The following is a 25591-nucleotide window of genomic DNA, read 5'->3' on the forward strand; positions in this document are numbered from 1 at the left end:
ATCAATCACCAACGTCGTGAGCGGTTCATCCCCGCAGGTGCGGGGAACACATCAGGAAGGAGGGCTCGGAGATTTGGATCAGCGGTTCATCCCCGCAGGTGCGGGGAACACAGCCTGTCATCGACACAGATTTCTCCGGCGTCCGGTTCATCCCCGCAGGTGCGGGGAACACCGCAATCGACACGCCAGATGAGCTGGTCAAGCCGGTTCATCCCCGCAGGTGCGGGGAACACGCAGCGGCCAGGATTGTGATTAGGATTACGGACGGTTCATCCCCGCAGGTGCGGGGAACACTTTTGTCATGACATCCCCAGCTCATGTGGTGTCGGTTCATCCCCGCAGGTGCGGGGAACACAGCAGCCGGACGCAAGCGCGTAGCTTCCAGGGCGGTTCATCCCCGCAGGTGCGGGGAACACGATAAAAGCGCCGTCAACCCGCTTAATAGACTCGGTTCATCCCCGCAGGTGCGGGGAACACGAAATAAAAATGCGTACCATCCTGCATCACGACGGTTCATCCCCGCAGGTGCGGGGAACACAAACAAACCGCAAAGATGCGCGACAGTATTTCCGGTTCATCCCCGCAGGTGCGGGGAACACGCGCCATCAAGCTCGTCTCTCAGCGCAGAAGCCGGTTCATCCCCGCAGGTGCGGGGAACACCTCAAACCCCTCTGCGCCGTCGGCGTAGTCTACGGTTCATCCCCGCAGGTGCGGGGAACACGCCAAGCGCGATCCACTCGTATTTGATATGCTCGGTTCATCCCCGCAGGTGCGGGGAACACTGTCTTTTCCATCACCCCTCCTCCAGCAGGCACGGTTCATCCCCGCAGGTGCGGGGAACACGTCATGCTCGATGAGTCCAGCATCCTCAAAAACGGTTCATCCCCGCAGGTGCGGGGAACACTATTGCGATATAGCATTCATTAGTAGCTCCACCGGTTCATCCCCGCAGGTGCGGGGAACACTGTAGACCCGTGGGCTCGGCTTTCGGACAGGGCGGTTCATCCCCGCAGGTGCGGGGAACACGAAAACGCGGTACCGGTCACGCATCCAAAGGGCGGTTCATCCCCGCAGGTGCGGGGAACACGTCATGCTCGATGAGTCCAGCATCCTCAAAAACGGTTCATCCCCGCAGGTGCGGGGAACACATTGGACGTGCGAGCATACAAAATTCGGCAGCCGGTTCATCCCCGCAGGTGCGGGGAACACCTGTAGCTCACCCCGACAAGGCGCGCTACATCCGGTTCATCCCCGCAGGTGCGGGGAACACTGGCGGGTAGTGGATTTTAATTTTACCCTGCTCGGTTCATCCCCGCAGGTGCGGGGAACACGTGATGAGATATCAAGCGCAGTTGCTGTCAGCCGGTTCATCCCCGCAGGTGCGGGGAACACCAATGCTGCTACCGGAAGCCTCCTGACCATATCGGTTCATCCCCGCAGGTGCGGGGAACACTATAGCGGAAAGATTGCATTTCCCGGTGTTGACGGTTCATCCCCGCAGGTGCGGGGAACACAGTACGTGATTGAAACGACGCCGGTGGACAGTCGGTTCATCCCCGCAGGTGCGGGGAACACTGGATGCTGTCTTTAGCTGGCCAATATGACCACGGTTCATCCCCGCAGGTGCGGGGAACACAGTAGCTGGCCGCTGATCCGCTCAATCGCCAGCGGTTCATCCCCGCAGGTGCGGGGAACACCGCCAACGACATAATCATTCCCCGCCAAGTTCCGGTTCATCCCCGCAGGTGCGGGGAACACTCTTTCAGCTCCATGATAGCCTGCTCATCCGCCGGTTCATCCCCGCAGGTGCGGGGAACACTCATGGAAGCCATCGCGTCTGACGCCTCGCTACGGTTCATCCCCGCAGGTGCGGGGAACACTCGTTTCAAGAATGGTAATCCGAAAAAGTCCCCGGTTCATCCCCGCAGGTGCGGGGAACACTCCAAATGGAGATAATTGATTTTAAAGCAATTTTTTCTGCTTTAGAAATCTACCAGATTTTTGCCTGTTTTTCTTGATTGTTAAAGAGCAGGTCAATCCTCTTGTTTAGAAGGTAAAAAAGAGACTAGTCGTAACCCGTCGTAGTCCACCGGTATTCGACGGTTTTCACCATATGTCTGAAAATCAAAACCTGATTCTGTGTTGGTTGCCCAGATCATTACCGCGTTTCCATCTTCTGCTAACTCGGTAACCTGATACCAGATCATCTCACGAATCTTCCTGGATACATCACCTACATATACGCCAGCTCTGACTTCCAGTAACCATACAGCCAAACGGCCCCGAAGCCTTGGAGGTACGCTTTCTGTCACAACTGTGAGCATGGCCATTATTTACTCCTATGACCGGTGTCGCCTAATGATTCAGGCTCAGGAATAGCTGGTGGTTGGGCATCCGCCGGTGGTTTAGGAGGAACAATTTCACCAGCAGCCAGTACATCTTCAATCAAGGGGATCAATCTTCCTAAAACCTTATCTCCGCGAAACACGTCTCGGCAGGCGATGCGCACTTCCCGATCAGGTTGTTTCGGTTTACCCTTTGCGATTTCAAAGGCTTTGGGCACAACTGTGTCAAACTTAATGATGTCGGCGATATCATAAACAAAAGATAAGGGCTTGCCGGTATGAATAAAGCCAATGGCCGGGGCATAGCCTGCTGCCAGGATGGCGGCTTCTGTAACCCCGTACAGGCATGAAGTTGCAGCACTGATGCATTGATTAACCACATCGCCTTTATTCCAATCTTTGGGATCATAACGGCGGCCATTCCAGGTTACTCCATATTGTTTAGCCAGTAAGCTGTATGTTGCTCTGACTCTAGCCCCCTCTATACCACGCAATTGATCTACCGAGCGTTTGGCGGGTGCTGGTTCCCCAAAACGAAGCTCAAACATTTTGCGAACAACTTTTAAGCGTAAGTCTTCGTCCAAGGCAAGTTTGGCTTGATAGAGTAGTCTATCGCTACGTGCTCCTCCTGGCTGCCCTGCGGCGTAGAGTCGCACACCCGCCTCACCTACCCAGACCAGCAGCGTGCCTACCTGAGCAGCCAGTTTGACGGCCGCGTGGGAAACCCGCGTGCCCGGCTCCAGCATAATACAGGTGACCGAGCCAACCGGAATATGCTTGCGCTCGCCGTTGACCTCATCCACCACGACAAAGGCCCCATCACGCACATCGATTCGGCCATAGTAAACAAACACCATGGAAACACGATCTTTAATAGGAATCGGCTTAAGGGGTATGAAGGTCATTCCAAGGCTCCACTCTCGATATTGCCGCTAGGTAGCGCTTTTAATCCCATATCATTTTTGGTCAAAATGCGCATCTGCCGGATCGCCAGTTCATTCAGCTTCTGCAGGCGCCCCGGCTGAGGCATACCCTCCTGTATAAAGTGTGCATTCATGCTCTCCAGATTGGCCAGACAGACCAACTGATGGACATTGGCATGATCACGCATATTGCCCTGCAAATCCGGATTGGCGTCCCGCCACGCCCGGGCCGTAACACCGAACAGAGCCATATTCAGCAAGTCTGCTTCGTCGGCGTACACATGACTGATTTGGGCCGAAGTCAGAGTGTCTGGGATCAGGTTTTCCTTCACAGCATCGGTATGGATGGCATAGTTCACCTTGGCCAGGTTGCGCCTGATATCCCAGCCCAACTGCTGGAACTCCTGTTCCTTCAGTCGTTGAAACTCCTTGATCAGATACAGTTTGAACTCCACTGAAATCCAACTGGCAAACTCAAATGCGATGTCCTTCTGGGCATAGGTGCCACCGTAACGCCCGGCTTTGGAAATCAGGCCGATGGCGTCGGTTTGCTCGATCCATTGCTTGGGCGTGAGAGTGAAGCTGTTCAGGCCTGCCTGTTTTTTAAACCCGTCGAATTCGACGGGTTTAAAATCCGGGTTGTTGAGCTGCTCCCAGATCCCCAGGAATTCAATGGTGTTACGATTCCGCAGCCAATTCCTGATAAGATCATCAGAGCGACTTGAGTTTTTGTACTTGGCAATATCGGTGATATTGATGTACTCGATCCCCTCCTTGGTCGTGGTGGATATGGTGTGGTCCATGACTTGTAACTTGGGCTTCGTCATAATTCCTCCTTGAAGATCATCTAAACGGGGATAATTGAAAGCATCCCCTGCCCCATTGCTTTAGCATGCCCAATTCCGCTTTCTAGCGTCTGTATGAACTTTTCTGGTTCAGTCACATTCAATATCCCTTCGAACAAAACCGAAAAAACAGTGATGCTATTACCTGAATGCTGCTTGCCTTTCAGTAATTTTTCTTCAGCTATGCGCACATCTATCCGATAATTTTCTGGCTCAGTCAGTGCAAAAGAAGGAAGCTGCTGTAACTGAAATCCATGCAGGTGACTCTTCTTTTCGAGCCACGACTCCTGCTCTGATGCCTGCATCAAGCCAAATCGCTTTCCTTTACGGGTAACACAAGGGTTAGCCCGCAGCCGAAAACGGAAACGTTGCCCTGGTGAGAGCTGTTGTAACTGCAACTTATTTTTCAAGTCGATAGATGCATCCACAGAGTGCAACCATCCCTTGATCCCGATACCACCCCAATCAGGTAGATTTCTGCTCTGTATCAATATTTGCGACAAGCCTTTTGCGTTTGTTTCTGGTTCATGTCGCCACAAAAATTCTCCAGGAGGGCATTTTTTATCAGCCTTACTAAAAGCACGGCATAGAGTCGAGTGCAGTTGATAGTAATCAGCTAAATCACGACGTACTTCCTTACATCGCGGGTCAAGATGAATTCTATGCAGGAGCATTTTGCACCTCACTTGGCAGTTCAATCCAATCTGAACGTACAAAACGTGCGCCAAAACGACGCTCAGCAAAAGATGACAAAGGTTGGTCCATTTTTTGTAAGCCAGAGCCGCCGTCTGCCTCAAAAGAAATACGTAAACGGTTCGGTATTTTTTCGCCCCTGCGCCTTGTGGCAATCCATGGCCAGTTCTGCAGAGCATCTCGCAGAGGCAAATCTAGCAAGCCATTTTCTATCCAGATAGGTTCAGAGGGCACATAAGATTTACGGCCCAAAGAAAGTGGCCAAACCGGATTTTTCAATGCAGCATGCACATTTTCGAGCAATCTCATATCTGCTGACTCAAGGCCAACAAGAAAGGCTGCGTCAGCAATATAATCCCGTGTAGTAACGGCGGTAGGTTGGATTTCTTTCCCGTTTGCACGAATAATGTTCTGGGCAGTCTGATAGTCGCATTTCGGAATGCCCGGCCTGTCATGTCGAACCCCCATTGATAATTTTGTGAGTGGTTCCAGATCTATCCAATTGTCACGATCAATCCCCAATGCAGCAGCAATCAGGCCTAACACACCAGATTTGCTAGGCTCATTACCCGTATCTCGCTGATCAAAGCGGCTGGTAGTTCCCCATGACTGCATTGGGCCAATCAACTGAAGCAATAATGTTGGCATTGTTTACTCCATCACTGTAGCGACTGTTCTATCAAGCAGCGTACCCAGGGAGGTGGTGGCAGTTCCGAAATCGCCCAAGTTAACACCAACAAGATTCAATACATTCGTTTGGTCATCACTTCCAAATGCAGCCCTCAGAATCAGCGCTTTATTAACTAGAGCCTCTGCTGATTTTCTGGTAAGTGACTCCCCTTTTCTAACAAAGATTGGTGTCTCAAAAGCATTGGCCATGTTCCTTGGCGCACCATTTTGGCGCACTGAAATAGCTACAAACTCGGGCGGGTTATGCGCTGCAAAGGTGTTTTGTTTTCCGGTAGGCTCAGCAACCACAAACCCCTCCAAAAACGCACGCAGCCCCTTTGCAGCCAATTCGGTATCGCCTTGCAAACTCGCAACAAGTTTCTCCCAATCCACCACCGCGTACCTGTAAAAGCAAGCAGAATTAAATTCAACAGTACCCATCATGTCGGCACCAGCGGTGTCTTCAGGCTTCAGGTCGTCCACGGCGGTGTAGTAATCGAACTCGCGCTCAACCGAATGAGTCGAAATAGCATGGGCGACTTGGCAGGCGGCATGCTGATTTTTTTCAGGCATGTCTGCAAGCATTCGTCCAAAAAGTGCTAGGTCCACAGCCTTTCCGCCATTGAAAACGGCTTCTAGACACTCTTTAACTTCTTTTGGGGCAGCTTTCGCTACATCTTTCTTACTTTTTCCTTTCTTCTTACCGTCTTCTTCCACTTCAACAGGGGCGGAAACAATTTGATCCCAATATTGGTCAATTACATCAGCTAAGGCCTTGATTTCTTTTTGGCCAAGATAGAGTAGGTATTGACTTTTTCCGCTCTCGGCTGATTTCAGCTTTACATAGGACAAAGCTAGTTCTGCTTTTGCTATGGCCTCTTCCGCATCACGTCTGCCTTCTAATAAGTTCGCGATTGCCCCATATACACGCTTGGTTCTCACGGCTAAATCACCTTCATCAAAAAAACCATCTTTTTGCTTCTCGGCAAAAAAAGTACGTACTGCGCGCTTATTACATTGACTGGAGACTCGTGCCCGGCGAACTCCACCAAACAAGGCATCCTTAGGCGCACCGGTATCGTCACGGTTTAGATTGGATGGCGCAAAGTTCTGCAGAGCGTGGATTTCAATAAAAGCTTTCATGCTGCATTTTCCTTTTGAGAAGATTTGTCCGATTCAGGTTCATGGTTCAGGTGTTGGTAAAAATCGCGCGCCCATTTGTTTTGAGTGCGTTTTTGCTGATCCTGCCAATTAAGCAAGTCTGTAAACATGTATTCAAAATCTATTGTGTATTCTTTAAGTAATGCCACCACCTGTCGCAAACGGTATGGCAGTTGATCTTCATCGGCATCCAGTAATGCGATAAAGCGCTTTTCGGTGCTGGTCAATTTGTGCTTGTCATCCATGCCCATGCTGTCACGTTTTTCCCTATCAAACATGGCGCACGCTTTTCCAACAGACAGTGCATCTTCTTCACGCCCCTCACGCCAATGCATACCCCACAGACCCGCTACCAGATAATGCGTATCTCGTCGCCAGCGACTGACATCTCCTCTCAAAAATGGCTCTACGTAAGGGAAGGCTGGTACATGCTGCCCCGGTTCAAACGCGAGACTTCGGCGTAACACTGCACGTACCTTGCTGTCACTCTGGTTTAATTTCTCCAACCACTCAATTAACCCACTCATGCTCCAACCTCCCGTGGTTCATATTTTTGAATTTCATCTTTCAGTTCTTTCATTTTTCTCCGTACCAGCCCCTCACTTTTCATCAGTGATCTCAATGTCCAAGCGTCATTGGTAGAAACAGCAGCGACATGTTGGTCCCATGCTTCACGCAAAGCGTCGTGCACATACTTCAGCCATTGGCAACGGATGTCATCAGGGTCGGCTTCGAGGGTGTAAGAACGGAGGGTTTCATGAAATCGGGATTCGATCATTGACCAGTAGAGGGAGTTAGCCGTCATTTGTTTAACGGCCTTACTGATGTCTTTCTTATCTGGATCGCGATTACCGTGGCTTATAATATCCCGTGCATAAGCGCTGCAGGCCTGCCACAGAGACTTTTGAGTTTCCTCAGCTATATCGAGAAGCTGTCTAATATCTTCTCTGCTAAATCTATCCGTTGCCAACACTTCTGGCAGAACAAATCGTTCCATGCGCCAGAAATCGACATTGGCATTCGGTGGGGTATATCTTAAGCCAAGAACTAGAACAGAATCTGGCATGAGACTGAAGACCTTTCCTGCCAACCGAAGTGCATTTTGAATAGTCAGTGGGGCTAGTTCGGAGCTATCTGGTATCAAGGAATCAAAATCTCTCCAAGTACCTCTATCTTCTCGAAACTGGACAGGTAGCCGTCCCTTTTCCTTGTTCGTTTTATATGGTTGCATTGGGTCAGTAATATTTGAAGTTGTATCAAAGCCATACCCTGCCACGAATCGCATAAAGACAACGTTACCGGGCGATTCACTTTCAAGGCAAATCATACGCGAAGGCCATGTATAAAGGTTTGCATAACCGGAGATAGGCTGCTTGGGAGTGGTAATAGGCAGTGACGCTGGCTCATGCTCCCAAAGCGCTGAATCTCCTCTATTTAAATCGGAGCTTTCAGGTACAAGATTGTAACTGAGCGTTTGATGTAATGAATTTCCAAGAGGGATACACATTATTCCATTAACTGATGGTGACGAGCCTGTAAATAAAACTGTGTAAACCGTCTATCATAGAACCCTGACAGGGTAAGGATAGACAAGATGAACAGGAAAGAGCTGGAAGCCTTCGCACGCGAGGCTGCGAAGGGCCTCAAAACTGAGAAGGATCTGAACGAGTTCAGCCAGATGCTGACCAAGATCACCGTTGAGGCGGCGCTGAATGCCGAACTCAATGAGCATCTGGGCTACGAGCGCCATCAGCCCTCTGACAATACGAACAGCCGCAACGGTCACACCAGCAAGACCCTGAAGACCGAAGACGGCCAGTTTGAGCTGAACACGCCTCGTGATCGCGATGGTAGCTTCGAGCCGCAGCTAGTGAAGAAGGGCCAGACCCGCTTCACCTCGATGGACGACAAGATCCTCAGCCTTTACGCGAAGGGTATGACCACCCGGGAGATCGTCGCCACGTTCAAGGAGATGTACGATGCCGACATCTCACCCACCCTGATTTCCAAGGTAACCGAGGCCGTCATTGAGCGCGTAGTCGAATGGCAGTCGCGGCCACTGGACCCCGTATATCCTATCGTCTACCTGGACTGCATCGTTGTCAAAATCCGACAAGACAAGCAGGTAATCAACAAAGCCATCTACTTGGCCCTGGGCGTGAATCTCGAAGGCCACAAGGAGCTGCTGGGCATGTGGCTCTCGGAGAACGAGGGTGCCAAGTTCTGGCTCGGCGTCCTCACAGAGCTCCAGAATCGCGGCGTGAAGGACATTCTCATCGCCTGCGTGGATGGACTCAAGGGCTTCCCTGACGCCATCAATGCGGCGTACCCGCAGGCCCAGGTTCAGCTCTGCATTGTTCACATGGTTCGCAATTCAATGAAGTACGTGCCCTGGAAAGACTACAAGGCAGTGACCGCCGACCTGAAGCGCATTTACCAGTCGGCCACGGAAGAAGAGGCGCTGCAGGCGTTGGACGAGTTCGCGGAGCGCTGGGACGAAAAATACCCTCATATCAGCCGCTCCTGGCGCAACCACTGGCCCAATCTGAACACGCTGTTCCGCTACCCGCAGGACATCCGGAAGGCTATCTACACGACCAACGCCATCGAGTCCCTGAACAGTGTTATCCGCAAGGCAATCAAGAAGCGGAAGCTATTCCCGACAGACGACTCCGCGCGAAAAGTGGTCTATCTCGCGATCATGGATGCGTCGAAAAAGTGGACGATGCCAATCAGAAACTGGAAGGCCGCACTGAACCGGTTTATGATCGAGTTCGAGGATCGCATTAGCGACTACGTATAACCCCGGCGGTTACACAGAATTATTTACACCCTCATGGTGACGGATAATATCCTCTGCCTCCACTTAATGAAAAATTTAGTGTTGCAAGTAACCACCTAGTGCACTCACTAGGCGTCCTGCTACCTGGATTACCCGTATCTACATGATCGAATAGAACTTTGTTAGATGTTGCATTATATTCAGCCGTAAGCTTTGTCCATGGCTCAACTGCTTTTTTCGGAACGTTCGGATTCTGTCCAAACGGGTACTCTTCATCAAACAACCAAAACCTGTCTCTCCATTTATCCAAGTAGCCCGTTATCTTATTTGCCGGGAATCCATTTCTGAATAATTCTTTGGCTTGGTCAATGTCCGTTGGCCCTTCCAGTGCTCGATACAGCACAGCCAACAGAAATCTATACAGCGCTGCTACAACCAACGGTGAGGGGTCTTCAATGGATTGTATTTCTTCCGCCCTCAATAAGGTGTCTCGAATACCAAGCTCATCCCGGGTTCCATCGGGAAACCTGACAGGTATCCACTTCTCATCAATAAGATTAAAGCGACTCATACATTCTCCTTTGTTTCGTAAACCAAGCCTAACTCACCGTCCAGTCTCACCTTGATATCCTCTATCCATTCCCCATAAGTGTTGAGTAACAACGGAAAACAATTACATAATAATGGGGATTGCTGCCAACCCTCAGGTCGGCCCTGTTTCTGTAATCGTCCTACAATTGCTTTGCGTGAGATGCTGATTGCACACATAAACCATGTTTTGGCCTGCTGAAAATCTGGAACGACACCCACATCAAACGCATCTTGCGGCCATATAGGAATGGCAACAACCGAGTCTTCTCCAAGGCGCGTTTTTGCCATTAGTGTTTTGTGAACACCCGGTTCATCTTCATCAAAAAGGGTAAATCTGGCCGGGTCGTTCCATGAAGCATCATCTGGCAAACCAATAATGGCAGCATGTGCCTGTTGACGATGAGCAAAAATTTCGCCTTCTCCCTGGATAGCATGATTCATTCTGCAATCAAGGTGAGATGGGATCGGTACACGATCTTCGTACACATCCTGTACCAAGGAGTCAATCTGGTCAGGTAGTGTAATAACAGTATGACTCTTTAAAAGAGCCCAACTTCGTAGCAGAATATCTTCACGGTATACCGAAGACCACCATAGTGGCTTCCCAAAATCAGCCGGTTTGCCATCCTGCAATCCAGCGATAGATAATACTGGATGAGTAACTGAACGCTGTTCGCGGTGGTGCCGCCACAAACGACCAGCACGTTGTAGAATCAAGTCAATCGGAGCGAGATCCGAAATCATCACATCAAAATCCAGATCAAGACTTTGTTCGGCAACCTGCGTCGCTATAAGGATTTTTACTCCAATACGCTCACCTTTTTTGCCGAATATAGCCAATGCATTATCTTCACGCTCTTGTCTTAACCCAGCCGGGTATCGAGCATGAAAAAGATATATTTCCATGCCATTACCCAATCGTTTACCGAGACTGGCATTGCTACCTTTAATGGTTTTTCCATCTCCAAAAAGACTGTACAACTCTTGGGCACGCTGAACTGTATTTACCAAAGCCAGAGCCATCCCTCCACTCTGCAACTGTGTAAGCAAGGAGTCACGTATGTCAGCAAGCTCAGCAGATATGCCCTTTATCTGAACAGTGATTTTGCGTGATAAATCAGCTGAGAAGTGAGTTTGCGAAGGAATACGCCCTTGCTGAAAGACAGAAAGACGTGGGTAGTCAACCTCCTGTTCAGGTAGCCTACCACCAACTACCCTTGCCAGCTCTCGTCTGAAAGCAGGGGGTAAGGTGGCTGACAACAGTACAATGGAGGACCCCAGCGACAACAACCAGCGCAATAGGTGTACCAACAGCGTGCCAGTATAGGCGTCGTAAGCATGAATCTCATCAAATATGACAACCCGGTTAGCAAGCCCCCACAAACGTACAAACTGGTGTCGTACCGGAAGGATAGGCAGAAGAGCCTGATCAATCGTACCGACCCCATACTCAGATAATAGTGCGCGTTTTTTACTGGTGAACCATTCGCTAGCACGAACATTCCCACCAGAAATCTCATCATATATGCTTGTAACTTTAATTTTCTGAAAGTCATCGTTTAGTAATGTACCACCGTGCAGCAACTGCAAATCTAGCTGCCGGTCAATACCTTGGCCTTGTAAAAATTCGAGAGTTCGTTTAAACATAGCGTTGCCTGTCGCTTTAGTAGGCAAAGCGATATATAAACCCCGATGCTGCATTTGCTGCTGTAACCTAAGATGGGCAAAAAAAGCGCCTTCAGTCTTGCCTTCACCCATAGGGGCTTCCACTAACAATATACTTGGTGCTTGAATATTCAATACTGTTTTGGCAATAGCCTGCTGTAGCGGACGTGGTGCAAATGGAAATACCTGTTCAAATGTTTTGGCCACTGAAGCAAGTGGTGCACGTTGTTCCCATCCAATTTGATTCAGAGCGCATTCAGCATTTTTCTCCCGACGCTTAACAAACCAAGCCCTCGGATCATTGCAATCCTCTGGCGTACCAAAAGGGAACCAGTTTTCATTTGACCCTATCCAGTCGGAAAAGCTGGTTAGTCCAGCTAAAAGCATAAAATCAGATCCAGAGAGCGTTTTTTTTGTTGGAGAAAACGTCGGTTTTAGAACTTCAAATAGGGATTCAAACACTTCGCTACGTACGTCGCTCCAATCTACATTACCAAGCGCCCTGCGGTTCCCTGATAGCTTATTAATTGTGCTTGGTGCAGCTCTACTACCATGATGGCACCCTACCGCATCTGCAACCAAATCCGCCAGATTCTCTGGCCAGCCTTTTTCACAAAGAATGTCTGCTAGAACAATTTGGCTAACAAAAGCATGGTTTATATCAGTATCTGGACTTTTCCCAACATCTAGCTCTGTCAGGTTTTTCCATTTGCACTGAAACCCTGGACAAGCTTTCCCCAAATCATGGCACGCAATCAATAATAATAGCCAAGGCCGAGCCACTTCCCATGTAGTGCCCAAAACCTCAGCAAGCCTATTTCGAGTGGATTCCGGTTCCCTGCTCAAAATAGCATCCGCACTCGCAGCAACATCCAACAGATGCAAAATGAGTGGATGCCATTGCCTGTCGGCATTTTCGCTAGTTTTTGCCCATACTTTGCATGAGTTTTTAGTCATCCTCCCCCTCCTTCAACAGCCCATCCAACGCCCCAGGCGCCATCACGATTTTGCGCTTCTTCCTGAGCTTGACCACCTTGGGATCAAAGTTGGCCAAAATGTCCTGGTGGGTTTGCTGTAGCCATTGTTCGGCTTTTGCCAGCTCCTGCGCTTCCAGCTCGGCAACCTGAGCGAGATTGCCCTGCAGGGCGTTGCAGTCAGCCAGAAAATACCGCCAGCGCACTTGTTTTAGGGCATTTTCGTTGCTGAAAATGATGTTCAGGTGTTGTTCGCCGTGCTGATCCACGTCCTGGAAATACATTGCGGGCGGTTGCTGGCAATGGGCCTGACTGAGTTCCAGCCAGCGCTGGTGCTGATAGTGGTACCAGCGGTGTTTCAGTTCATCAAGATGCTTTTCCAGACCGTTGGCTTTGACTTCGATGTCCCACAGAAACCCGCCCTTGGCCGGCTTGCCGTGGTTTTTGCCATCAACATACTCATGAGGTATCAGGGTTTGAATAAAGTCACTCCCTTTTTCTTCCAGCTCATCGGTCAAATATCCGGCCAGGGAATACAAGGTAGCGTAATAGAACTGATCGCCAATAATCAGTCTCGCCCAACGGGAAAATCTCAATGCGTAGTAGTCGCACGGATGGTAATCCGGAGATTGTTCCTTGTTGGCTCTCTCCTGAAACAGATGGTCGTCATAGTCATAATCATAGAGCGTTTCAAAATCGAGCAGGCTGGTACTTTCTGCCATGGATTCATTAAGCATGATCAGATCATCGCCAATGCCAGTGGTAAGTAGTTTGGCCCAGTTGAGTTTGTTGAGTTCTGAAAGGGGGAGATCGTCCCAGATATCCTCGGCGTTTTCAGCCGTGCATTGAATGCCGAGCAAATCATTCAGGAGTACGGCATCAATCCTGTTTTCCGCGGTTTGGTCCATGGTTGCACGAAAAGTTTCCTGTCGTTGTGATGACCAGGCATGGTATTGCGGATGGGCGGCAATCAGGGCTTTGTTAGCGGCGGCCTTTATTTTTGTGCTATCCATCCATTACTTCTCCGTTGAGGTGATCCCTTCAATCATGCTCTTTACCCTACGCCCCTCCCCCACCAAAAAACACACTGTCAATTCATACACGTAAAGTTTGTTGACACACCTCTTGCTCAGGGTGGAAGGGGTTTTCAGAACAACCAGCCCCTAACCTCCTCATAATTCGCCAACACCAACTGCTGAGCAGCCGGATTGCCATCGAGCATTTTGGTGTTCACCTGTAAATCCTGTAGCGTGTACTGGGCCAGTGCAGCGCGGGTCTGGATGCGCAGCTCACCGTTTTGCATGAGGTAATCCCGTTCGATCACCAACTTCTGTCTGTCGCTGAGTCTTGGGTCCGGCTGAATAATGAGCGTTACCTGAGTGTTCCAGGCGACATCCTGCTCGGCGGTGTACTCCGATAATCCATCCTGAAGATCAGGCTGACCACGGAATCGGCTGAGCACGAAGTCACGGTAATCCTTATTTTTTCCGCACCAGGCGCGGACATGCCAGCGCAGGCCGGTGTTAACAAAGGTGTGGGGCGAGATGAGACGTTCTTCCGAGTCGGCACTGGAGACAGACTGATACTCCACGTCGACACGACGACGTTCTCTCAGAGCAATGACCAGTGGACGTATGATATCGGGAGAGATGTGGCGGGGTGGATGCTGGATGACATGGTGGTGCAGTTTGTTGTCGGGCGGTGCGGGCGCAATACCGGTCACCCAGTTGAGGTATTCTGCGACATCACCACTGATATGGTGAAGCCGGAAGGCTGCTGTTGGTATATAAGCCTTGATGTCGTTTCGATATTCCAGCGTCCGGGGATACTGCTCCAGATACTGGTTCAGATGTTTGCTGGCACTTTGCCGACTGATGTTGAAATAGCGCTGCAGAGGGGAGGTATTGACCCGCCCCTCCCACCAGGCGAGCAGCTCGATCAGCCAGGCACGCGCTTCAGCATTTTGTTCGTTGCTCACAACACGCTCCCTGTAATCCATGTGTTCCTTATGGACTATAGACAGATGTTGCCTTATGAACAACTGATATTCGGCTTCATTAACCGGACTGAATTCGATTTTCTGTATTGGTCACAACGCAATCACCACCTTACCCAAATGCTGCCCACTCTCCAGATAATTGAACGCGTCATCAGCTTCAGCCAAGCTGAAAACCCTGTCCAGGATCGGATGTATCTTATGCTCTGTCATAAAGCTGAGCAGGTTTGTCTGATGCTCCCTTGATCCAACCGCGATACCGACCAGATCAAGATTCCCCTGTAATACTCTGATCAGATTAGGCTGAGTCCCGAAACCGGTCAGTACGCCTATCTGTGCAATCTTGCCACCTGGGGCAGCACAGCTGATCGAGCGCTCGAAGGTATCCGGGCCACCCAGCTCCAGTATCTGATCGACACCTCGAGCATCCGTCAGGCGAAGCACTTCCTGCTCCCAGTCTGGATGAGTGCGATAATTCACCCCCTTCCAGGCTCCCATCGATAAAGCTTTTTCCAGCTTTTCATCAGATGATGAGGTGATGATCACCTTCGCCCCGATTGCCGTTGCCAGTTGCAGACCAAACAGCGCGACGCCCCCCGTGCCCTGCACCATCAGTGTGTCGGCTGAGGTCAGTGGCTTGCCTCGTTCAAAGAGTGCCTGCCAGGCGGTGACCGCTGCACAGGGCAAGGTCGCGCCCTCTTCAAATGTGAGGTAGTCAGGGAGCCTGACAAGCGAGTGCTGGGGAGCTACCAACTCTTTGACTAACACCCCCTCACTTTCGGCACCTCGTGCTGATGGGCCATATGCCCGCTGAAACGGTCCTTTGATCCAGTCTGCGAAGAAGGTTGTGATGACGCGATCACCTACCTTGAGATCTGTCACTTCGCTACCCACCGCCTCGATAACACCTGCTGCATCGGATAAAGGTGTGCGCCCTTCTGGAATGTCACCATAGTTGCCACGGAGCACCATAAGATCACGGGCATTGAGGCTCACAGCCTTAACCTGTACACGCACATCCTGCGGCCCCAGCTCCTGACGCACTGCTGAGGTGCTCTTAAGCTGATAGCCGATATCCTGACGCACCAGTTGATAGCCTTGCAGTTCTGTATTCTTTTGTAGATTGTTTTGTAGATTGCTCTGTAGATTGCTCTGTAGATTGCTCTGAGTGTTGCTCATCTGCTGTTCCATTGTGATTCCTACGTCTTTGGATTTATCTGAAAAATCTTCGGGCCCATTTAACTAGTGATCACTATGAAATACCAGGCTGGCTCTCGTGTCAATAACTTTATATAATGATCGCTATGAAAAAGACATCATCAACAACCCGTGGCCGCCCTCGCGCATTTGAGCGTGATGCAGCCCTGCAAAAAGCACTGGCACTTTTCTGGTGTCGCGGTTATGAAGGCACGTCGGTGGCAGACCTGGTCGCGGCGATGGGTATTACTCCGCCCAGCCTTTATTCGGCTTTCGGCTCCAAAGAGTCACTCTATCTGGAAGCTGTCGAGCGTTATCTGGATGAGAGAAGGCAGGATCTGCAGAAAGCACTTGAGGAGGAGAAAACCGCCCGATCAGCCATCGCGCGAGTGCTGACAGAAGCCGCTATCAGTTATACCGAGCCAGATAATCCTCCGGGCTGCATGATCTCCATGGGCGTGCTGGCCTGTGCGCCCGAACATCAGGCGGTGGCAGATCGGCTCGCCGCTATCCGCACAAGCGCTGTTGAATCTTTTGAAAAACGCCTGCTTCAGGCACAGGCTGAGGGTGAACTGTCATCTGATATCAATGTGCGCAATCTGGCACGCTTTTACAGCGCGGTGATTCAAGGAATGTCGGTACAGGCACGCGATGGCGCCACCCGTGAAGAGGTGGCCAGCATTGCCGAGATGGCGATGTATAACTGGCCTGGTAATAGTACGTAAGGAATCTCGACGACGTTCAACTCTAACCATCATTCACACTCCTTTGCACGCTTGATGGGTTTGACTGTATCCTCCAGCAGCCAGTCGGGTTCGAATGTCGATTTCTCACCCAGATCAGCCCAGTTGGCTTTCAGCCAGTTATCTGTTCTTGAGCGCCCCAGATCACGCAAATGGCATAGATACTCCCACTCGGCATTCATTTTGCTTGATGCCTCAAGCGGCACCAGATCATCTTCGCCATGAATACAGTGCAGACGCATATCCCGATAGCGCTCATGCTCCAGCTCTTCTGACTGGATCAGATCCCGCAGCAAAATGATCGAGCGCAGCTCCTTGACCAGACTGGTGTTGAAGGTGATCTCATTCAGGCGATTGATGATCTCACGGGCGGTGCGCGGAATGTCGGGCCGATAGAAGGGGTTGATCTGTACCAGCATCAGATCCCGGGCATCACATTCATCAACCAATGGATAGAGGGCCGGGTTGCCCAGATAGCCGCCATCCCAATAGGCTTCGCCGTCTATCTCCACCGCCTGAAACATCAGGGGCAGAGCCGCCGAGGCCATCAGAGAATCCACCGTCAGCTCTGGCTGGCGAAAAATTTTCGGGCGACCGCTGCGCACATTGGTTGCCGTGACGAACACCTTGATCGCCGTGCAGCGATTGACGCGATCGAAATCGACCAGATCGGCCACCAGATCGCGCAAGGGATTGAGGTTCATTGGATTCATCTCGTAGGGTGAGAATACCCGCGACAGATGATCGAAAAACAGATAAGAGGGTGAGCTGTCCAGACTCCAGGTACCGTTGATGCGGGACCAGATATCACGTTGAAACGGACTGTTTCTGGCGCCATCACTGACCGCTTTCCAGAATCGTTCCAACGCCGCGATGGCACCGTCAGTACCTCCTGCTTCGAGCCCATCAGCCAGAACAACGGCGTTCATCGCACCGGCACTGGTTCCGCTGACACCTTCGATATGCAGATCAGGCTCTTCCATCAACCGCTCCAGTACTCCCCAGGTCAGGGCTCCGTGTGAACCACCACCCTGCAGGGCCAGCTCAATGGTTTTACGCTTTCTTGTCATATCCTTTACCTCTGTGTAATCCATCAACCGAGATCATGCTGCATTGCAGCATAACAAAATCAGACATAGATATCTGTGTTTCATCGGCAGGCTTTATTGGGCTGTTTCAGCTATTATAGCTGTCCTGTTTTTTCCACCCATGGAGTTTATCTTGTCCACCCAGGCAACACCCACCGGCTACCTTAGCCTGATTCGCCACAGACCCGGGCTGCTGGCGATCGCTTTTCTGGCAATATTTTCGGGCAATCTCGGGCAGAGTTTTTTCATCGGACTGTTTCAGGAACCGATTGCCACACAACTCGATATCTCAGCCGGTGAGTTCGGCTCCCTGTATGCGACCGTGACGCTGATCTCTGGTTTTCTGGTGCTGCGATTTGGCCCTTCGGTGGACTGGACCTCACCCCGTCGTTACGCTCTGCAGGTGCTGACTGGCCTGCTGTTTGGCATCGCCCTGCTGACGCTGTCGCCCTGGTGGTTGGGTGCCGCCATCGGGCTATTGCTGATCCGTCTGTGTGGACAGGGGCTGTTCACGCATCTGGGCAATACACTGACGGGTCGGGAGTTCACACAATTGCGCGGGCGTGCCCTTGGCCTGGTCGGGCTGGGCATGCCGGCGGGTGAGATGTTGCTGCCGCCTCTGGTCGCGCTGCTGTTGCTGGCTCTAGCCTGGCATCAGGTGATCTGGTTGATTGCCACAGTGCTGGTGCTGCTCTGGCTGGTGCTGTTTGTAACGCTTGACTGGCCCGACAGCCCGCACAAGGCCAGCACCCGGGCAGAGAAAAAGGCGATTCGCAAGCGCGGCCCTAATCCCATGCGCGAGCGGCGCTTCTGGCTGTTGCTGCCGATGCTGATGGCGCTGCCGGTCACCATGACGGGTATGTTTATCTATCAGGCCCAGATGACCCGCGACCTGAATGCCAGCATCACCGCTTATGCACTGGGACTGGCTGCGATGGGGCTGGCCCGGCTACCCGGGAGTCTGATCGGTGGTAAATGGGTGGATCAGTTCGGTGTCGCCACGCTTGCGCGCTGGAACCTGCTACCCTTTGTGCTGATGATGCTGTTGGGGACTCTGATCGGTGGCGATATCGGAATCTGGCTGATTCTGGTCGGGGCCGGTATCACGATGGGGATGCAGGGGCCGACCACCGACAGCCTGCTGATTGCACTCTGGGGCACCGAGCATCTGGGCCGGGTACGTTCAGTGCGCTCCTCATTTATGGTGTTCTCAACCGCTATCGCCCCTGTCGTGCTGGGATTTTTAATCGATTTTGGCACGGGTTTCAAGCCGATACTCTTCGGCATGTTGCTGCTGACCTGTCTGGCCTGGATGCTGGCACTGAAACCGATTCGCGAAGCCGACCCATTATGAATGCGCTTTACCCGCTGAGCGTTGCGGCCGTGATCAGGTGCTCCTTCTGCAGGCGCTTCAGCCGTTTGAGTGCCACCTCACGACGCGTGGCCGATGCCCGGTCGGGATGCGGCTCATGCCAGACCATCACCACAGGACGACGGCATCGCGTGTAGCGGGCACCGAGCTTGTCGTTTGTGTTGTGTTCCTGCTCGCGACGCGTCAGATCGGTCGTGACTCCCGTATACAGAGAACCATCCGCACAGCGCAGCATATAGACATACCAGTTTTTCATGCAGGGATAATGAAAAAAATCCAGCTGAAATGCAATTCAGGTTAAGATCCGCACAACACTCAATACAACACTCAACCACCGGTAGCTGTCTGATGACCCGTCGTATCCGCAACACTTACTTTCAGTGTCGTGAATTTCGCATCGAGCAGAATCGCTGTGCGATGAAGGTCACCACCGATGCCTGCCTGCTCGGTGCCTGGGTGCCGGTGGAGCAAGCAAAGCAGATCCTAGATATCGGTACCGGCAGCGGCCTGCTGGCACTGTTTGCCGCGCAGCGCAGCCAGGCCATGATTGATGCTGTCGAGATTGAGCCGGAAGCCGCGCAGCAGGCAACAGATAATTTTGCGGCCAGCCCCTGGCCGGATCGGCTGTGTGTTATTCAGGTTGATATTCGTGACCACGCCGACCTGAACGTTGCGGGTTATGATCTGATCCTGTGCAACCCGCCCTTCTTCAGTGATTCGACTCACAACCCCTGCCAACGCCTTGCCACCGCACGACATAACAGTGCTCTGCCCCTGACCGATCTGCTGCAGGCAACGAGTCGTCTTTTACAGCAAGATGGATCCGCCTGGTTTCTGCTCCCCGTGCCCGAAGCCCAGCAGATGGCAGAAGCAGCAACGGCTCACGACCTTCACCCGACATACAGGCTCTGGGTGCGCAATAGCCCTTCCGATCAGCCGCACAGGCAGTTGCTGCAACTGACAAAAAACCAGTCATATAAGCAGCCACAGAAGCAGCAACCTGCATCCGAATCATATTTCACGCTCTATAACCCGCACCCTTTTCACACCCCCGAGGCGGCCAAACTCTTCAGCCCTTACTATATTAATGTCAGGTGATGCTGGTATTTTCTGACTTAGCGGTTAATTTTTTATTGACTAAAAAGTCAACTTTGCTCTAAAGTTAGTCTACCAACTTGAATGAGCGCTGTGTGATCTATAAAAAAAGCGCCGGGAGGACCATCTTGATACAGTTCTTACTGAATGAGTCGCTGCGCACTGAACAGCATCTCGATCCCAATATGACCGTGCTGAACTATCTGCGCACGGTTGTTCATAAAACCGGCACCAAAGAGGGATGCGCCTCGGGTGACTGTGGTGCTTGTACCGTTGTGGTCGGCGAGCTTGAAGATGGACAACTCCGTTACCGTACACTCAATTCCTGCCTGACTTTTGTCTCTGCTCTGCATGGAAAACAGCTTATCGCCGTGGATGATCTGAAGAGCGGTGATCAGTTGCACTCAGTACAACAGGCACTGGCCGACTGCCATGGCTCACAATGCGGTTTCTGTACCCCCGGCTTCGTGATGTCTCTGTTTGCGTTGCAGAAAAACAGCAGCGGCTATGATAAGGAAGAGACGCTGGAAGCACTGGCTGGCAATCTCTGCCGCTGCACCGGCTACCGCCCGATCATCGATGCCGCCGTTCAGGTATGCGAAAACCGGACACCCGATCAGTTTGATGCCGCTGAAGCCCAGACCATCGAGCGCCTGCAGGCTATCGCACCCAGTAAAGTAGCTGAGCTTAGCGATGGCAATAAACGCTGTATGATTCCACAGACCATCGGCGAGCTGGCCGAAGCCTACTCAGCCAGTCCCGACGCCCATCTGCTGGCCGGTGGTACCGATCTGGCGCTCGAAGTCACCCAGTTCCACCGTGAATTGCCGGTGATGATCTATGTCGGTCATGTCAAAGAGATGCAGCGCATCGAAGAGTTTGATGATCGGATTGAGATCGGCTCGGCCACCTCCCTGACCGATTGCTACGACGCACTGGCCCGCGAATTCCCCGACTTCGGTGAGCTGCTGCACCGCTTTGCCTCCTTGCAGATCCGCAATCAGGGCACACTCGGTGGCAATATCGGTAACGCCTCTCCTATCGGCGACTCCCCACCTCTTTTGATTGCACTGAATGCCAGCATCGTTCTGCGCAAGGGTGATCAGACTCGCACTCTGCCACTGGAAGATTTTTTCCTCGACTATAAGAAAACCGATCGTCAGCCAAGTGAGTTCATCGAGAAGGTGATCGTTCCACGTGCAGGCAAATATCAGTTCCGCGCCTACAAGATCTCGAAACGCCTGGATGATGATATTTCAGCGGTCTGTGCGGCGATCAATCTGCATATCGATGGCGGTATTGTGAAAGATGCGCGCATCGCATTTGGCGGTATGGCGGCAATTCCCAAGCGTGCGAGTGCCTGCGAGCAAGTACTGATCGGCGCAGACTGGAATGATGCCGCTATTGAAAGCGCCTGCGCTGCGCTGGCTCAGGACTTCTCCCCTCTGACGGATTTTCGCGCCAGCAAGGAGTACCGCATGAGTACTGCACAGAACCTGCTGCGCAAATATTTTCTGGAGCTGCAATCGCCAACCACTGAAACCCGGGTAACTGCATATGTCTAACCACTACGTTGAAACCAGAACTCAGGCTGAGCTGGAGGCACTGTTCCGCCAGGATCTCAAAACCGGTGTTGGTCGCCCCATCAAACACGAAAGCGGTGATAAGCACACCACGGGCGAAGCGATCTATATTGATGACCGTCTGGAGTTTCCCAATCAGTTGCATGTGTATGCACGCATGAGTGACCGGGCCCACGCCCGCATTATCAGCATTGATACCTCACCCTGCTATGCATTCGATGGGGTGGCGATTGCGATCACCAGCAAAGATGTACCGGGTGAGCTGGATATCGGCCCTGTCGTGGCCGGTGATCCGCTGCTGGCAGAGGGTCTGGTTGAGTATTACGGCCAGCCGGTGATTGCCGTGGCTGCCGACAGCCTGGAGACAGCACGCAAGGCTGCGATGGCGGCGATCATCGAGTATGAGGATCTGGAACCGATTCTGGATGTGGAAGAAGCGCTGGAGAAAGAGTTTTATGTGCTGGATCCTCATCAGCACAAGCGCGGCGATGCCGAAGCGGCATTGGCCAAGGCCCCCAATCGTATTCAGGGCAAGCTGCATATCGGTGGTCAGGAGCATTTCTATCTGGAGACTCAGATCTCCTCGGTGATGCCGACCGAAGATGGTGGCATGCTGGTGTTCACCTCCAGTCAGAACCCGACCGAAGTGCAGAAGCTGGTCGCCAGTGTACTGGACGTACCGATGCACAAGATAGTGATCGATATGCGCCGCATGGGCGGTGGTTTCGGTGGCAAGGAGACTCAGGCGGCAGGACCTGCCTGCCTGTGTGCCGTGATTGCCCGCCTGACCGGACGCCCGACGAAGATGCGCCTGCCGCGCATGGAAGATATGCTGGTGACCGGCAAGCGACACCCTTTCTTTGCCCGCTATGATATCGGTTTTGATGATGCCGGGCGTTTGCAGGGGGTCAAGATCGATCTGGCCGGTAACTGTGGTTACTCACCCGACCTGTCCGGCTCCATTGTCGATCGTGCAATGTTCCATGCCGACAACGCCTACTATCTGGGTGATGCTCTGATCACCGGCTACCGCTGCAAGACGCACACCGCTTCCAACACCGCTTACCGCGGCTTTGGTGGCCCGCAGGGGATGATGGCGATCGAGGAGATCATGGATCATATCGCACGCACGCTGGGCAAGGACCCGCTGGAGGTACGTAAGCTCAACTACTATGGTAAGGATGAGCGCAACGTCACCCACTACTATCAGACCGTTGAACATAACCTGATGCAGGAGATGACCGAGGAGCTGGAGGGCAGTTGTGAGTATGCCCGCCGCCGTGCCGAGGTGATTGAGTTCAACCGCAACAGTCCGGTACTGAAAAAGGGTCTGGCCCTGACGCCGGTCAAGTTCGGTATCTCCTTCACTGCGACCTTTCTGAACCAGGCCGGTGCGCTGATCCATGTCTACACCGATGGCAGTATCCATCTCAACCATGGCGGTACCGAGATGGGCCAGGGGCTCAATACCAAGGTACAGCAGGTAGTGGCAGAAGTGTTCCAGGTGGAAACCGACCGCATCCAGATCACAGCGACCAATACCGACAAGGTGCCTAACACCTCGCCGACGGCCGCTTCCTCCGGTGCCGATTTGAATGGTAAGGCGGCCTTCAATGCCGCAATGACGATCAAGCAGCGTCTGGTGGAATTTGCTGCGCGCCACTTCAATGTGACCGAGGAGGATGTCGAGTTCCATAACGGTCAGGTGCGTGTGCGGGATCAATACCTGGCGTTTGAAGCGCTGATCGAACTGGCTTACTTCAACCAGGTGTCGCTCTCCTGTGCCGGTTTCTATCGTACACCCAAGATCTTCTATGATCGTGACAAAGCAGCCGGACGCCCCTTCTACTATTACGCGTTTGGTCTGGCCTGCTGCGAAGTGCTGGTCGACACGCTGACCGGTGAATACAAGTTCCTGCGCACCGATATCCTGCACGATGTTGGCGCATCACTGAACCCAGCCGTGGATATCGGCCAGGTTGAGGGAGCGTTTGTGCAGGGTATGGGCTGGCTCACCACCGAGGAGCTGGTCTGGAACGACAAGGGGCGCCTGATGACAAGCGGCCCGGCCAGTTACAAGATCCCGGCCGTGGCGGACATGCCGATCGATTTCAGGGTCAAGCTGGTGGAGAACCGCAAGAACCCCGAAGACACGGTATTCCACTCCAAAGCAGTGGGTGAACCGCCCTTCATGCTCGGCATCGGTGCCTGGTGCGCAATCAAGGATGCCGTGGCAAGCCTTGGCGACTACCGCATTCAACCGCAAATAGACGCACCGGCAACCCCGGAGCGTGTATTGAAAGGTGCGCAACAGATCCGCGCGGCCCTGAAGCAATCGCATGCCTGAGCCAGACGAGTGCCTGAGACAGCGCGTGCCTCAGATTGAAACGTGCCTGGATAGAAACGTACCTGAGTACTCAAGATCAAAATTCCAAGAGTCACTGACAGATGAGTAAAACAATTAAAGCCTGGCGTTCAGCCATATTGCACAGCGTGGCTGATCCTGCCGAGGTCGGCATTGAGTCATCCTACGAGTATTTCGAAGATGGGTTACTGGTGGTGGAATGCGACCGTGTCGTAGCCCTCGGCAACGCCGACGATCTGCTGCCCACTCTGCCGGCAGATGCCGAGCTGACCATCTATAAGGACAGCCTGATCACACCGGGTTATATCGATACCCATATCCATTTCCCGCAGACCGATATGATCGCCTCCTATGGCGAGCAGTTGCTGGACTGGCTGAACAACTACACCTTCCCGGCCGAGAAGCGCTTTGCCGACAAAGCGCATGCCGACAAGGTGGCGGATATTTTCATCCGTGAGCTGCTGCGTAACGGCACCACCACCGCGCTGGTGTTTGGCACGGTGCATAAGGAGTCGGTGGATGCCTTCTTCAGTGCAGCCGAGCAGCGCAACCTGCGCATGATCTGCGGCAAGGTGCTGATGGATCGTAACGCGCCGGACTTCCTCACCGATACCGCCGAGTCGGCTTATACCGACAGCAAGGAGCTGATCGAGCGCTGGCACGGCAAGGGGCGTCTGGATTATGCCGTGACGCCACGCTTTGCACCGACCAGCACCTCCGAGCAGCTGCACGCAGCCGCACGCCTGCTCAAGGAGTATCCCGGCCTCTATATGCATACACACCTGTCGGAGAATAAAAAGGAGTGCGAATGGGTGCTTGAGCTCTTCCCTGAGTGCAAGAACTATCTGGATGTGTACGACCAGCACCAACTGCTGAGCGAGCGCTCAGTGTTTGCGCACGGTATCCACCTGTGTGATCAGGAGTATCAACGCCTGGCCGAGACTGGTTCTGCCATCGCTTTCTGCCCAACCTCCAACCTTTTCCTCGGCAGTGGCTTCTTCAACCTGGCCAAGGCTGAGGAGCACAAGGTGAATGTCGGCCTGGGTACCGATGTCGGTGCCGGCACCAGCTTCTCCATCCTGCAGACCCTGAATGAAGCCTACAAAGTGATGCAGATGCAGGGAACCAAGCTGCACCCCTTCAAATCGCTGTATCTGGCAACTTTAGGCGGCGCCCGTGCACTGCGTCTTGGAGACAGAGTCGGCAGCTTTGCCAAGGGTAACGAAGCCGATTTTGTCGTGCTGGATTACCACGCCACACCACTGCTCTCCTGGCGCTTGCAGCAGTCTCGCAGCCTGGAAGAGACCCTCTTTGTGCTCATGACACTGGGCGATGATCGCACTATCCGGGAAACCTGGGCAGCAGGACAGTCAGTCCATCTGCGCGACTCCACACCGGTTGTTTCCTGATCACTGCTACGCTGAATAGCAACAAAGACGCTGATCCGCCCTCTTCAGATCAGATCAGCGTCTTATCGGCAAATGGACTGCCCTGCTCCATAATC

22 protein-coding genes and 1 CRISPR repeat array (1 of these 23 only partly in view) are annotated in these 25591 nt (G+C 52.5%); of the genes, 7 read left to right on the forward strand and 15 right to left on the reverse strand.

The features are described 5' to 3' along the window. Window positions 1-1941: direct repeats of the CRISPR family, unit length 29 nt; unit sequence CGGTTCATCCCCGCAGGTGCGGGGAACAC (it extends 589 nt beyond the left edge of the window). 92 nt (window positions 1942-2033) lie between these two features. From cas2e to casA (ACK3CJ_RS13340), 8 genes are read right to left on the reverse strand one after another with little or no spacing between them, the layout of a single operon-like run. Beyond that, on the reverse strand, window positions 2034-2330 hold the full coding sequence (cas2e, locus tag ACK3CJ_RS13305; protein WP_409522702.1) for a type I-E CRISPR-associated endoribonuclease Cas2e: 297 nt from the start codon (window positions 2328-2330) through the stop codon (window positions 2034-2036). Beyond that, window positions 2330-3250, reverse strand: a complete 921-nt coding sequence (cas1e, locus tag ACK3CJ_RS13310; RefSeq protein WP_409522703.1) for a type I-E CRISPR-associated endonuclease Cas1e — start codon at window positions 3248-3250, stop codon at window positions 2330-2332. The genes cas2e and cas1e overlap by 1 nt, the downstream gene beginning before the upstream one ends. Beyond that, window positions 3247-4095: a KilA-N domain-containing protein gene (locus ACK3CJ_RS13315; RefSeq protein WP_409522704.1), complete on the reverse strand. Its 849-nt coding sequence runs from the start codon at window positions 4093-4095 to the stop codon at window positions 3247-3249. Before ACK3CJ_RS13315 ends, cas1e begins: the two co-directional genes overlap by 4 nt. 20 nt (window positions 4096-4115) lie before the next feature. Then, on the reverse strand, window positions 4116-4787 hold the full coding sequence (cas6e, locus tag ACK3CJ_RS13320; RefSeq protein ID WP_409522705.1) for a type I-E CRISPR-associated protein Cas6/Cse3/CasE: 672 nt from the start codon (window positions 4785-4787) through the stop codon (window positions 4116-4118). After that, window positions 4774-5454, reverse strand: coding sequence for a type I-E CRISPR-associated protein Cas5/CasD (gene cas5e / locus ACK3CJ_RS13325; protein WP_409522706.1), 681 nt, complete (start codon window positions 5452-5454; stop codon window positions 4774-4776). The genes cas6e and cas5e overlap by 14 nt, the downstream gene beginning before the upstream one ends. A gap of 3 nt (window positions 5455-5457) precedes the next feature. Beyond that, complete coding sequence (gene cas7e, locus ACK3CJ_RS13330) at window positions 5458-6618, reverse strand: type I-E CRISPR-associated protein Cas7/Cse4/CasC (protein WP_409522707.1); 1161 nt, start codon at window positions 6616-6618, stop codon at window positions 5458-5460. Beyond that, window positions 6615-7163, reverse strand: coding sequence for a type I-E CRISPR-associated protein Cse2/CasB (gene casB / locus ACK3CJ_RS13335; protein ID WP_409522708.1), 549 nt, complete (start codon window positions 7161-7163; stop codon window positions 6615-6617). Before casB ends, cas7e begins: the two co-directional genes overlap by 4 nt. Then, a complete protein-coding gene (gene casA / locus ACK3CJ_RS13340) occupies window positions 7160-8143 on the reverse strand; it encodes a type I-E CRISPR-associated protein Cse1/CasA (RefSeq protein WP_409522709.1) in 984 nt (327 codons plus the stop codon). The genes casB and casA (ACK3CJ_RS13340) overlap by 4 nt, the downstream gene beginning before the upstream one ends. Window positions 8144-8230: 87 nt before the next feature. On the opposite strand from casA (ACK3CJ_RS13340), the gene ACK3CJ_RS13345 reads away from it, so the two are divergent. Further along, window positions 8231-9439, forward strand: a complete 1209-nt coding sequence (locus tag ACK3CJ_RS13345; protein WP_409522710.1) for an IS256 family transposase — start codon at window positions 8231-8233, stop codon at window positions 9437-9439. A 31-nt stretch (window positions 9440-9470) separates the two neighbouring features. On the opposite strand, the gene casA (ACK3CJ_RS13350) is transcribed toward ACK3CJ_RS13345, so the two are convergent. The 5 genes from casA (ACK3CJ_RS13350) to ACK3CJ_RS13370 form a co-directional block, all read right to left on the reverse strand. Beyond that, the gene (gene casA / locus ACK3CJ_RS13350) at window positions 9471-9989 is read right to left on the reverse strand and encodes a type I-E CRISPR-associated protein Cse1/CasA (RefSeq protein WP_409522711.1); all 519 of its coding nucleotides are present in this window, start codon (window positions 9987-9989) and stop codon (window positions 9471-9473) included. Then, complete coding sequence (gene cas3, locus ACK3CJ_RS13355; protein ID WP_409522712.1) at window positions 9986-12631, reverse strand: CRISPR-associated helicase Cas3'; 2646 nt, start codon at window positions 12629-12631, stop codon at window positions 9986-9988. Before cas3 ends, casA (ACK3CJ_RS13350) begins: the two co-directional genes overlap by 4 nt. Next, a complete protein-coding gene (locus tag ACK3CJ_RS13360) occupies window positions 12624-13661 on the reverse strand; it encodes a hypothetical protein (protein ID WP_409522713.1) in 1038 nt (345 codons plus the stop codon). Before ACK3CJ_RS13360 ends, cas3 begins: the two co-directional genes overlap by 8 nt. Before the next feature lie 134 nt (window positions 13662-13795). After that, entirely contained in the window at window positions 13796-14626 is an 831-nt protein-coding gene (locus ACK3CJ_RS13365; RefSeq protein ID WP_409522714.1) for a WYL domain-containing protein, read from the reverse strand. A 111-nt stretch (window positions 14627-14737) separates the two neighbouring features. Next, window positions 14738-15835: a zinc-dependent alcohol dehydrogenase family protein gene (locus ACK3CJ_RS13370; protein ID WP_409522715.1), complete on the reverse strand. Its 1098-nt coding sequence runs from the start codon at window positions 15833-15835 to the stop codon at window positions 14738-14740. A 113-nt stretch (window positions 15836-15948) separates the two neighbouring features. On the opposite strand from ACK3CJ_RS13370, the gene ACK3CJ_RS13375 reads away from it, so the two are divergent. Then, on the forward strand, window positions 15949-16566 hold the full coding sequence (locus ACK3CJ_RS13375; RefSeq protein WP_409522716.1) for a TetR/AcrR family transcriptional regulator: 618 nt from the start codon (window positions 15949-15951) through the stop codon (window positions 16564-16566). A 29-nt stretch (window positions 16567-16595) separates the two neighbouring features. Here ACK3CJ_RS13375 and ACK3CJ_RS13380 read toward each other — a convergent pair whose 3' ends face one another. Beyond that, complete coding sequence (locus ACK3CJ_RS13380) at window positions 16596-17654, reverse strand: patatin-like phospholipase family protein (RefSeq protein WP_409522717.1); 1059 nt, start codon at window positions 17652-17654, stop codon at window positions 16596-16598. A 151-nt stretch (window positions 17655-17805) separates the two neighbouring features. Between ACK3CJ_RS13380 and ACK3CJ_RS13385 the strand changes: the two genes are divergently transcribed. Then, window positions 17806-19026, forward strand: coding sequence for an MFS transporter (locus tag ACK3CJ_RS13385; RefSeq protein WP_409522718.1), 1221 nt, complete (start codon window positions 17806-17808; stop codon window positions 19024-19026). Window positions 19027-19033: 7 nt separating this feature from the next. Here the strand turns inward: ACK3CJ_RS13385 and ACK3CJ_RS13390 are convergent, their stop codons facing one another. Then, window positions 19034-19300, reverse strand: a complete 267-nt coding sequence (locus ACK3CJ_RS13390) for a GIY-YIG nuclease family protein (RefSeq protein ID WP_409522719.1) — start codon at window positions 19298-19300, stop codon at window positions 19034-19036. Between the two features lie 92 nt (window positions 19301-19392). Between ACK3CJ_RS13390 and ACK3CJ_RS13395 the strand changes: the two genes are divergently transcribed. The 4 genes from ACK3CJ_RS13395 (at window position 19393) to guaD (ending at window position 25496) form a co-directional block, all read left to right on the forward strand. Then, on the forward strand, window positions 19393-20142 hold the full coding sequence (locus tag ACK3CJ_RS13395) for a tRNA1(Val) (adenine(37)-N6)-methyltransferase (protein WP_409522720.1): 750 nt from the start codon (window positions 19393-19395) through the stop codon (window positions 20140-20142). A 125-nt stretch (window positions 20143-20267) separates the two neighbouring features. Further along, window positions 20268-21704 (forward strand): xanthine dehydrogenase small subunit, encoded by a 1437-nt coding sequence (gene xdhA, locus ACK3CJ_RS13400; RefSeq protein WP_409522721.1) that lies wholly within the window; start codon window positions 20268-20270, stop codon window positions 21702-21704. Beyond that, complete coding sequence (gene xdhB, locus ACK3CJ_RS13405; protein WP_409522722.1) at window positions 21697-24069, forward strand: xanthine dehydrogenase molybdopterin binding subunit; 2373 nt, start codon at window positions 21697-21699, stop codon at window positions 24067-24069. The genes xdhA and xdhB overlap by 8 nt, the downstream gene beginning before the upstream one ends. A 101-nt stretch (window positions 24070-24170) precedes the next feature. After that, window positions 24171-25496 carry a guanine deaminase gene (gene guaD / locus ACK3CJ_RS13410; protein ID WP_409522723.1) on the forward strand — a complete coding sequence of 442 codons (1326 nt, stop codon included), beginning with the start codon at window positions 24171-24173 and terminating at the stop codon, window positions 25494-25496. The last annotated feature ends 95 nt before the right edge of the window (window positions 25497-25591 follow it).

It is taken from the genome of Nitrincola salilacus (assembly GCF_046271865.1).
Taxonomy (GTDB): Bacteria; Pseudomonadota; Gammaproteobacteria; order Pseudomonadales; family Balneatricaceae; genus Nitrincola; species Nitrincola salilacus.

What these genes read in the sequence shown, in the direction of transcription:
- ACK3CJ_RS13345 (WP_409522710.1), top strand. Translation starts at nt 8,231, where the DNA reads ATGAACAGGAAAGAGCTGGAAGCCTTCGCACGCGAGGCTGCGAAGGGC.
- cas2e (WP_409522702.1), bottom strand. Translation starts at nt 2,330, where the DNA reads ATGGCCATGCTCACAGTTGTGACAGAAAGCGTACCTCCAAGGCTTCGG.
- ACK3CJ_RS13360 (WP_409522713.1), bottom strand. Translation starts at nt 13,661, where the DNA reads ATGGATAGCACAAAAATAAAGGCCGCCGCTAACAAAGCCCTGATTGCC.
- cas5e (WP_409522706.1), bottom strand. Translation starts at nt 5,454, where the DNA reads ATGCCAACATTATTGCTTCAGTTGATTGGCCCAATGCAGTCATGGGGA.
- guaD (WP_409522723.1), top strand. Translation starts at nt 24,171, where the DNA reads ATGAGTAAAACAATTAAAGCCTGGCGTTCAGCCATATTGCACAGCGTG.
- ACK3CJ_RS13380 (WP_409522717.1), bottom strand. Translation starts at nt 17,654, where the DNA reads ATGACAAGAAAGCGTAAAACCATTGAGCTGGCCCTGCAGGGTGGTGGT.
- ACK3CJ_RS13315 (WP_409522704.1), bottom strand. Translation starts at nt 4,095, where the DNA reads ATGACGAAGCCCAAGTTACAAGTCATGGACCACACCATATCCACCACG.
- casB (WP_409522708.1), bottom strand. Translation starts at nt 7,163, where the DNA reads ATGAGTGGGTTAATTGAGTGGTTGGAGAAATTAAACCAGAGTGACAGC.
- ACK3CJ_RS13375 (WP_409522716.1), top strand. Translation starts at nt 15,949, where the DNA reads ATGAAAAAGACATCATCAACAACCCGTGGCCGCCCTCGCGCATTTGAG.
- casA (WP_409522709.1), bottom strand. Translation starts at nt 8,143, where the DNA reads ATGTGTATCCCTCTTGGAAATTCATTACATCAAACGCTCAGTTACAAT.
- ACK3CJ_RS13370 (WP_409522715.1), bottom strand. Translation starts at nt 15,835, where the DNA reads ATGGAACAGCAGATGAGCAACACTCAGAGCAATCTACAGAGCAATCTA.
- cas6e (WP_409522705.1), bottom strand. Translation starts at nt 4,787, where the DNA reads ATGCTCCTGCATAGAATTCATCTTGACCCGCGATGTAAGGAAGTACGT.
- cas1e (WP_409522703.1), bottom strand. Translation starts at nt 3,250, where the DNA reads ATGACCTTCATACCCCTTAAGCCGATTCCTATTAAAGATCGTGTTTCC.
- cas7e (WP_409522707.1), bottom strand. Translation starts at nt 6,618, where the DNA reads ATGAAAGCTTTTATTGAAATCCACGCTCTGCAGAACTTTGCGCCATCC.
- ACK3CJ_RS13390 (WP_409522719.1), bottom strand. Translation starts at nt 19,300, where the DNA reads ATGAAAAACTGGTATGTCTATATGCTGCGCTGTGCGGATGGTTCTCTG.
- xdhB (WP_409522722.1), top strand. Translation starts at nt 21,697, where the DNA reads ATGTCTAACCACTACGTTGAAACCAGAACTCAGGCTGAGCTGGAGGCA.
- casA (WP_409522711.1), bottom strand. Translation starts at nt 9,989, where the DNA reads ATGAGTCGCTTTAATCTTATTGATGAGAAGTGGATACCTGTCAGGTTT.
- cas3 (WP_409522712.1), bottom strand. Translation starts at nt 12,631, where the DNA reads ATGACTAAAAACTCATGCAAAGTATGGGCAAAAACTAGCGAAAATGCC.
- ACK3CJ_RS13395 (WP_409522720.1), top strand. Translation starts at nt 19,393, where the DNA reads ATGACCCGTCGTATCCGCAACACTTACTTTCAGTGTCGTGAATTTCGC.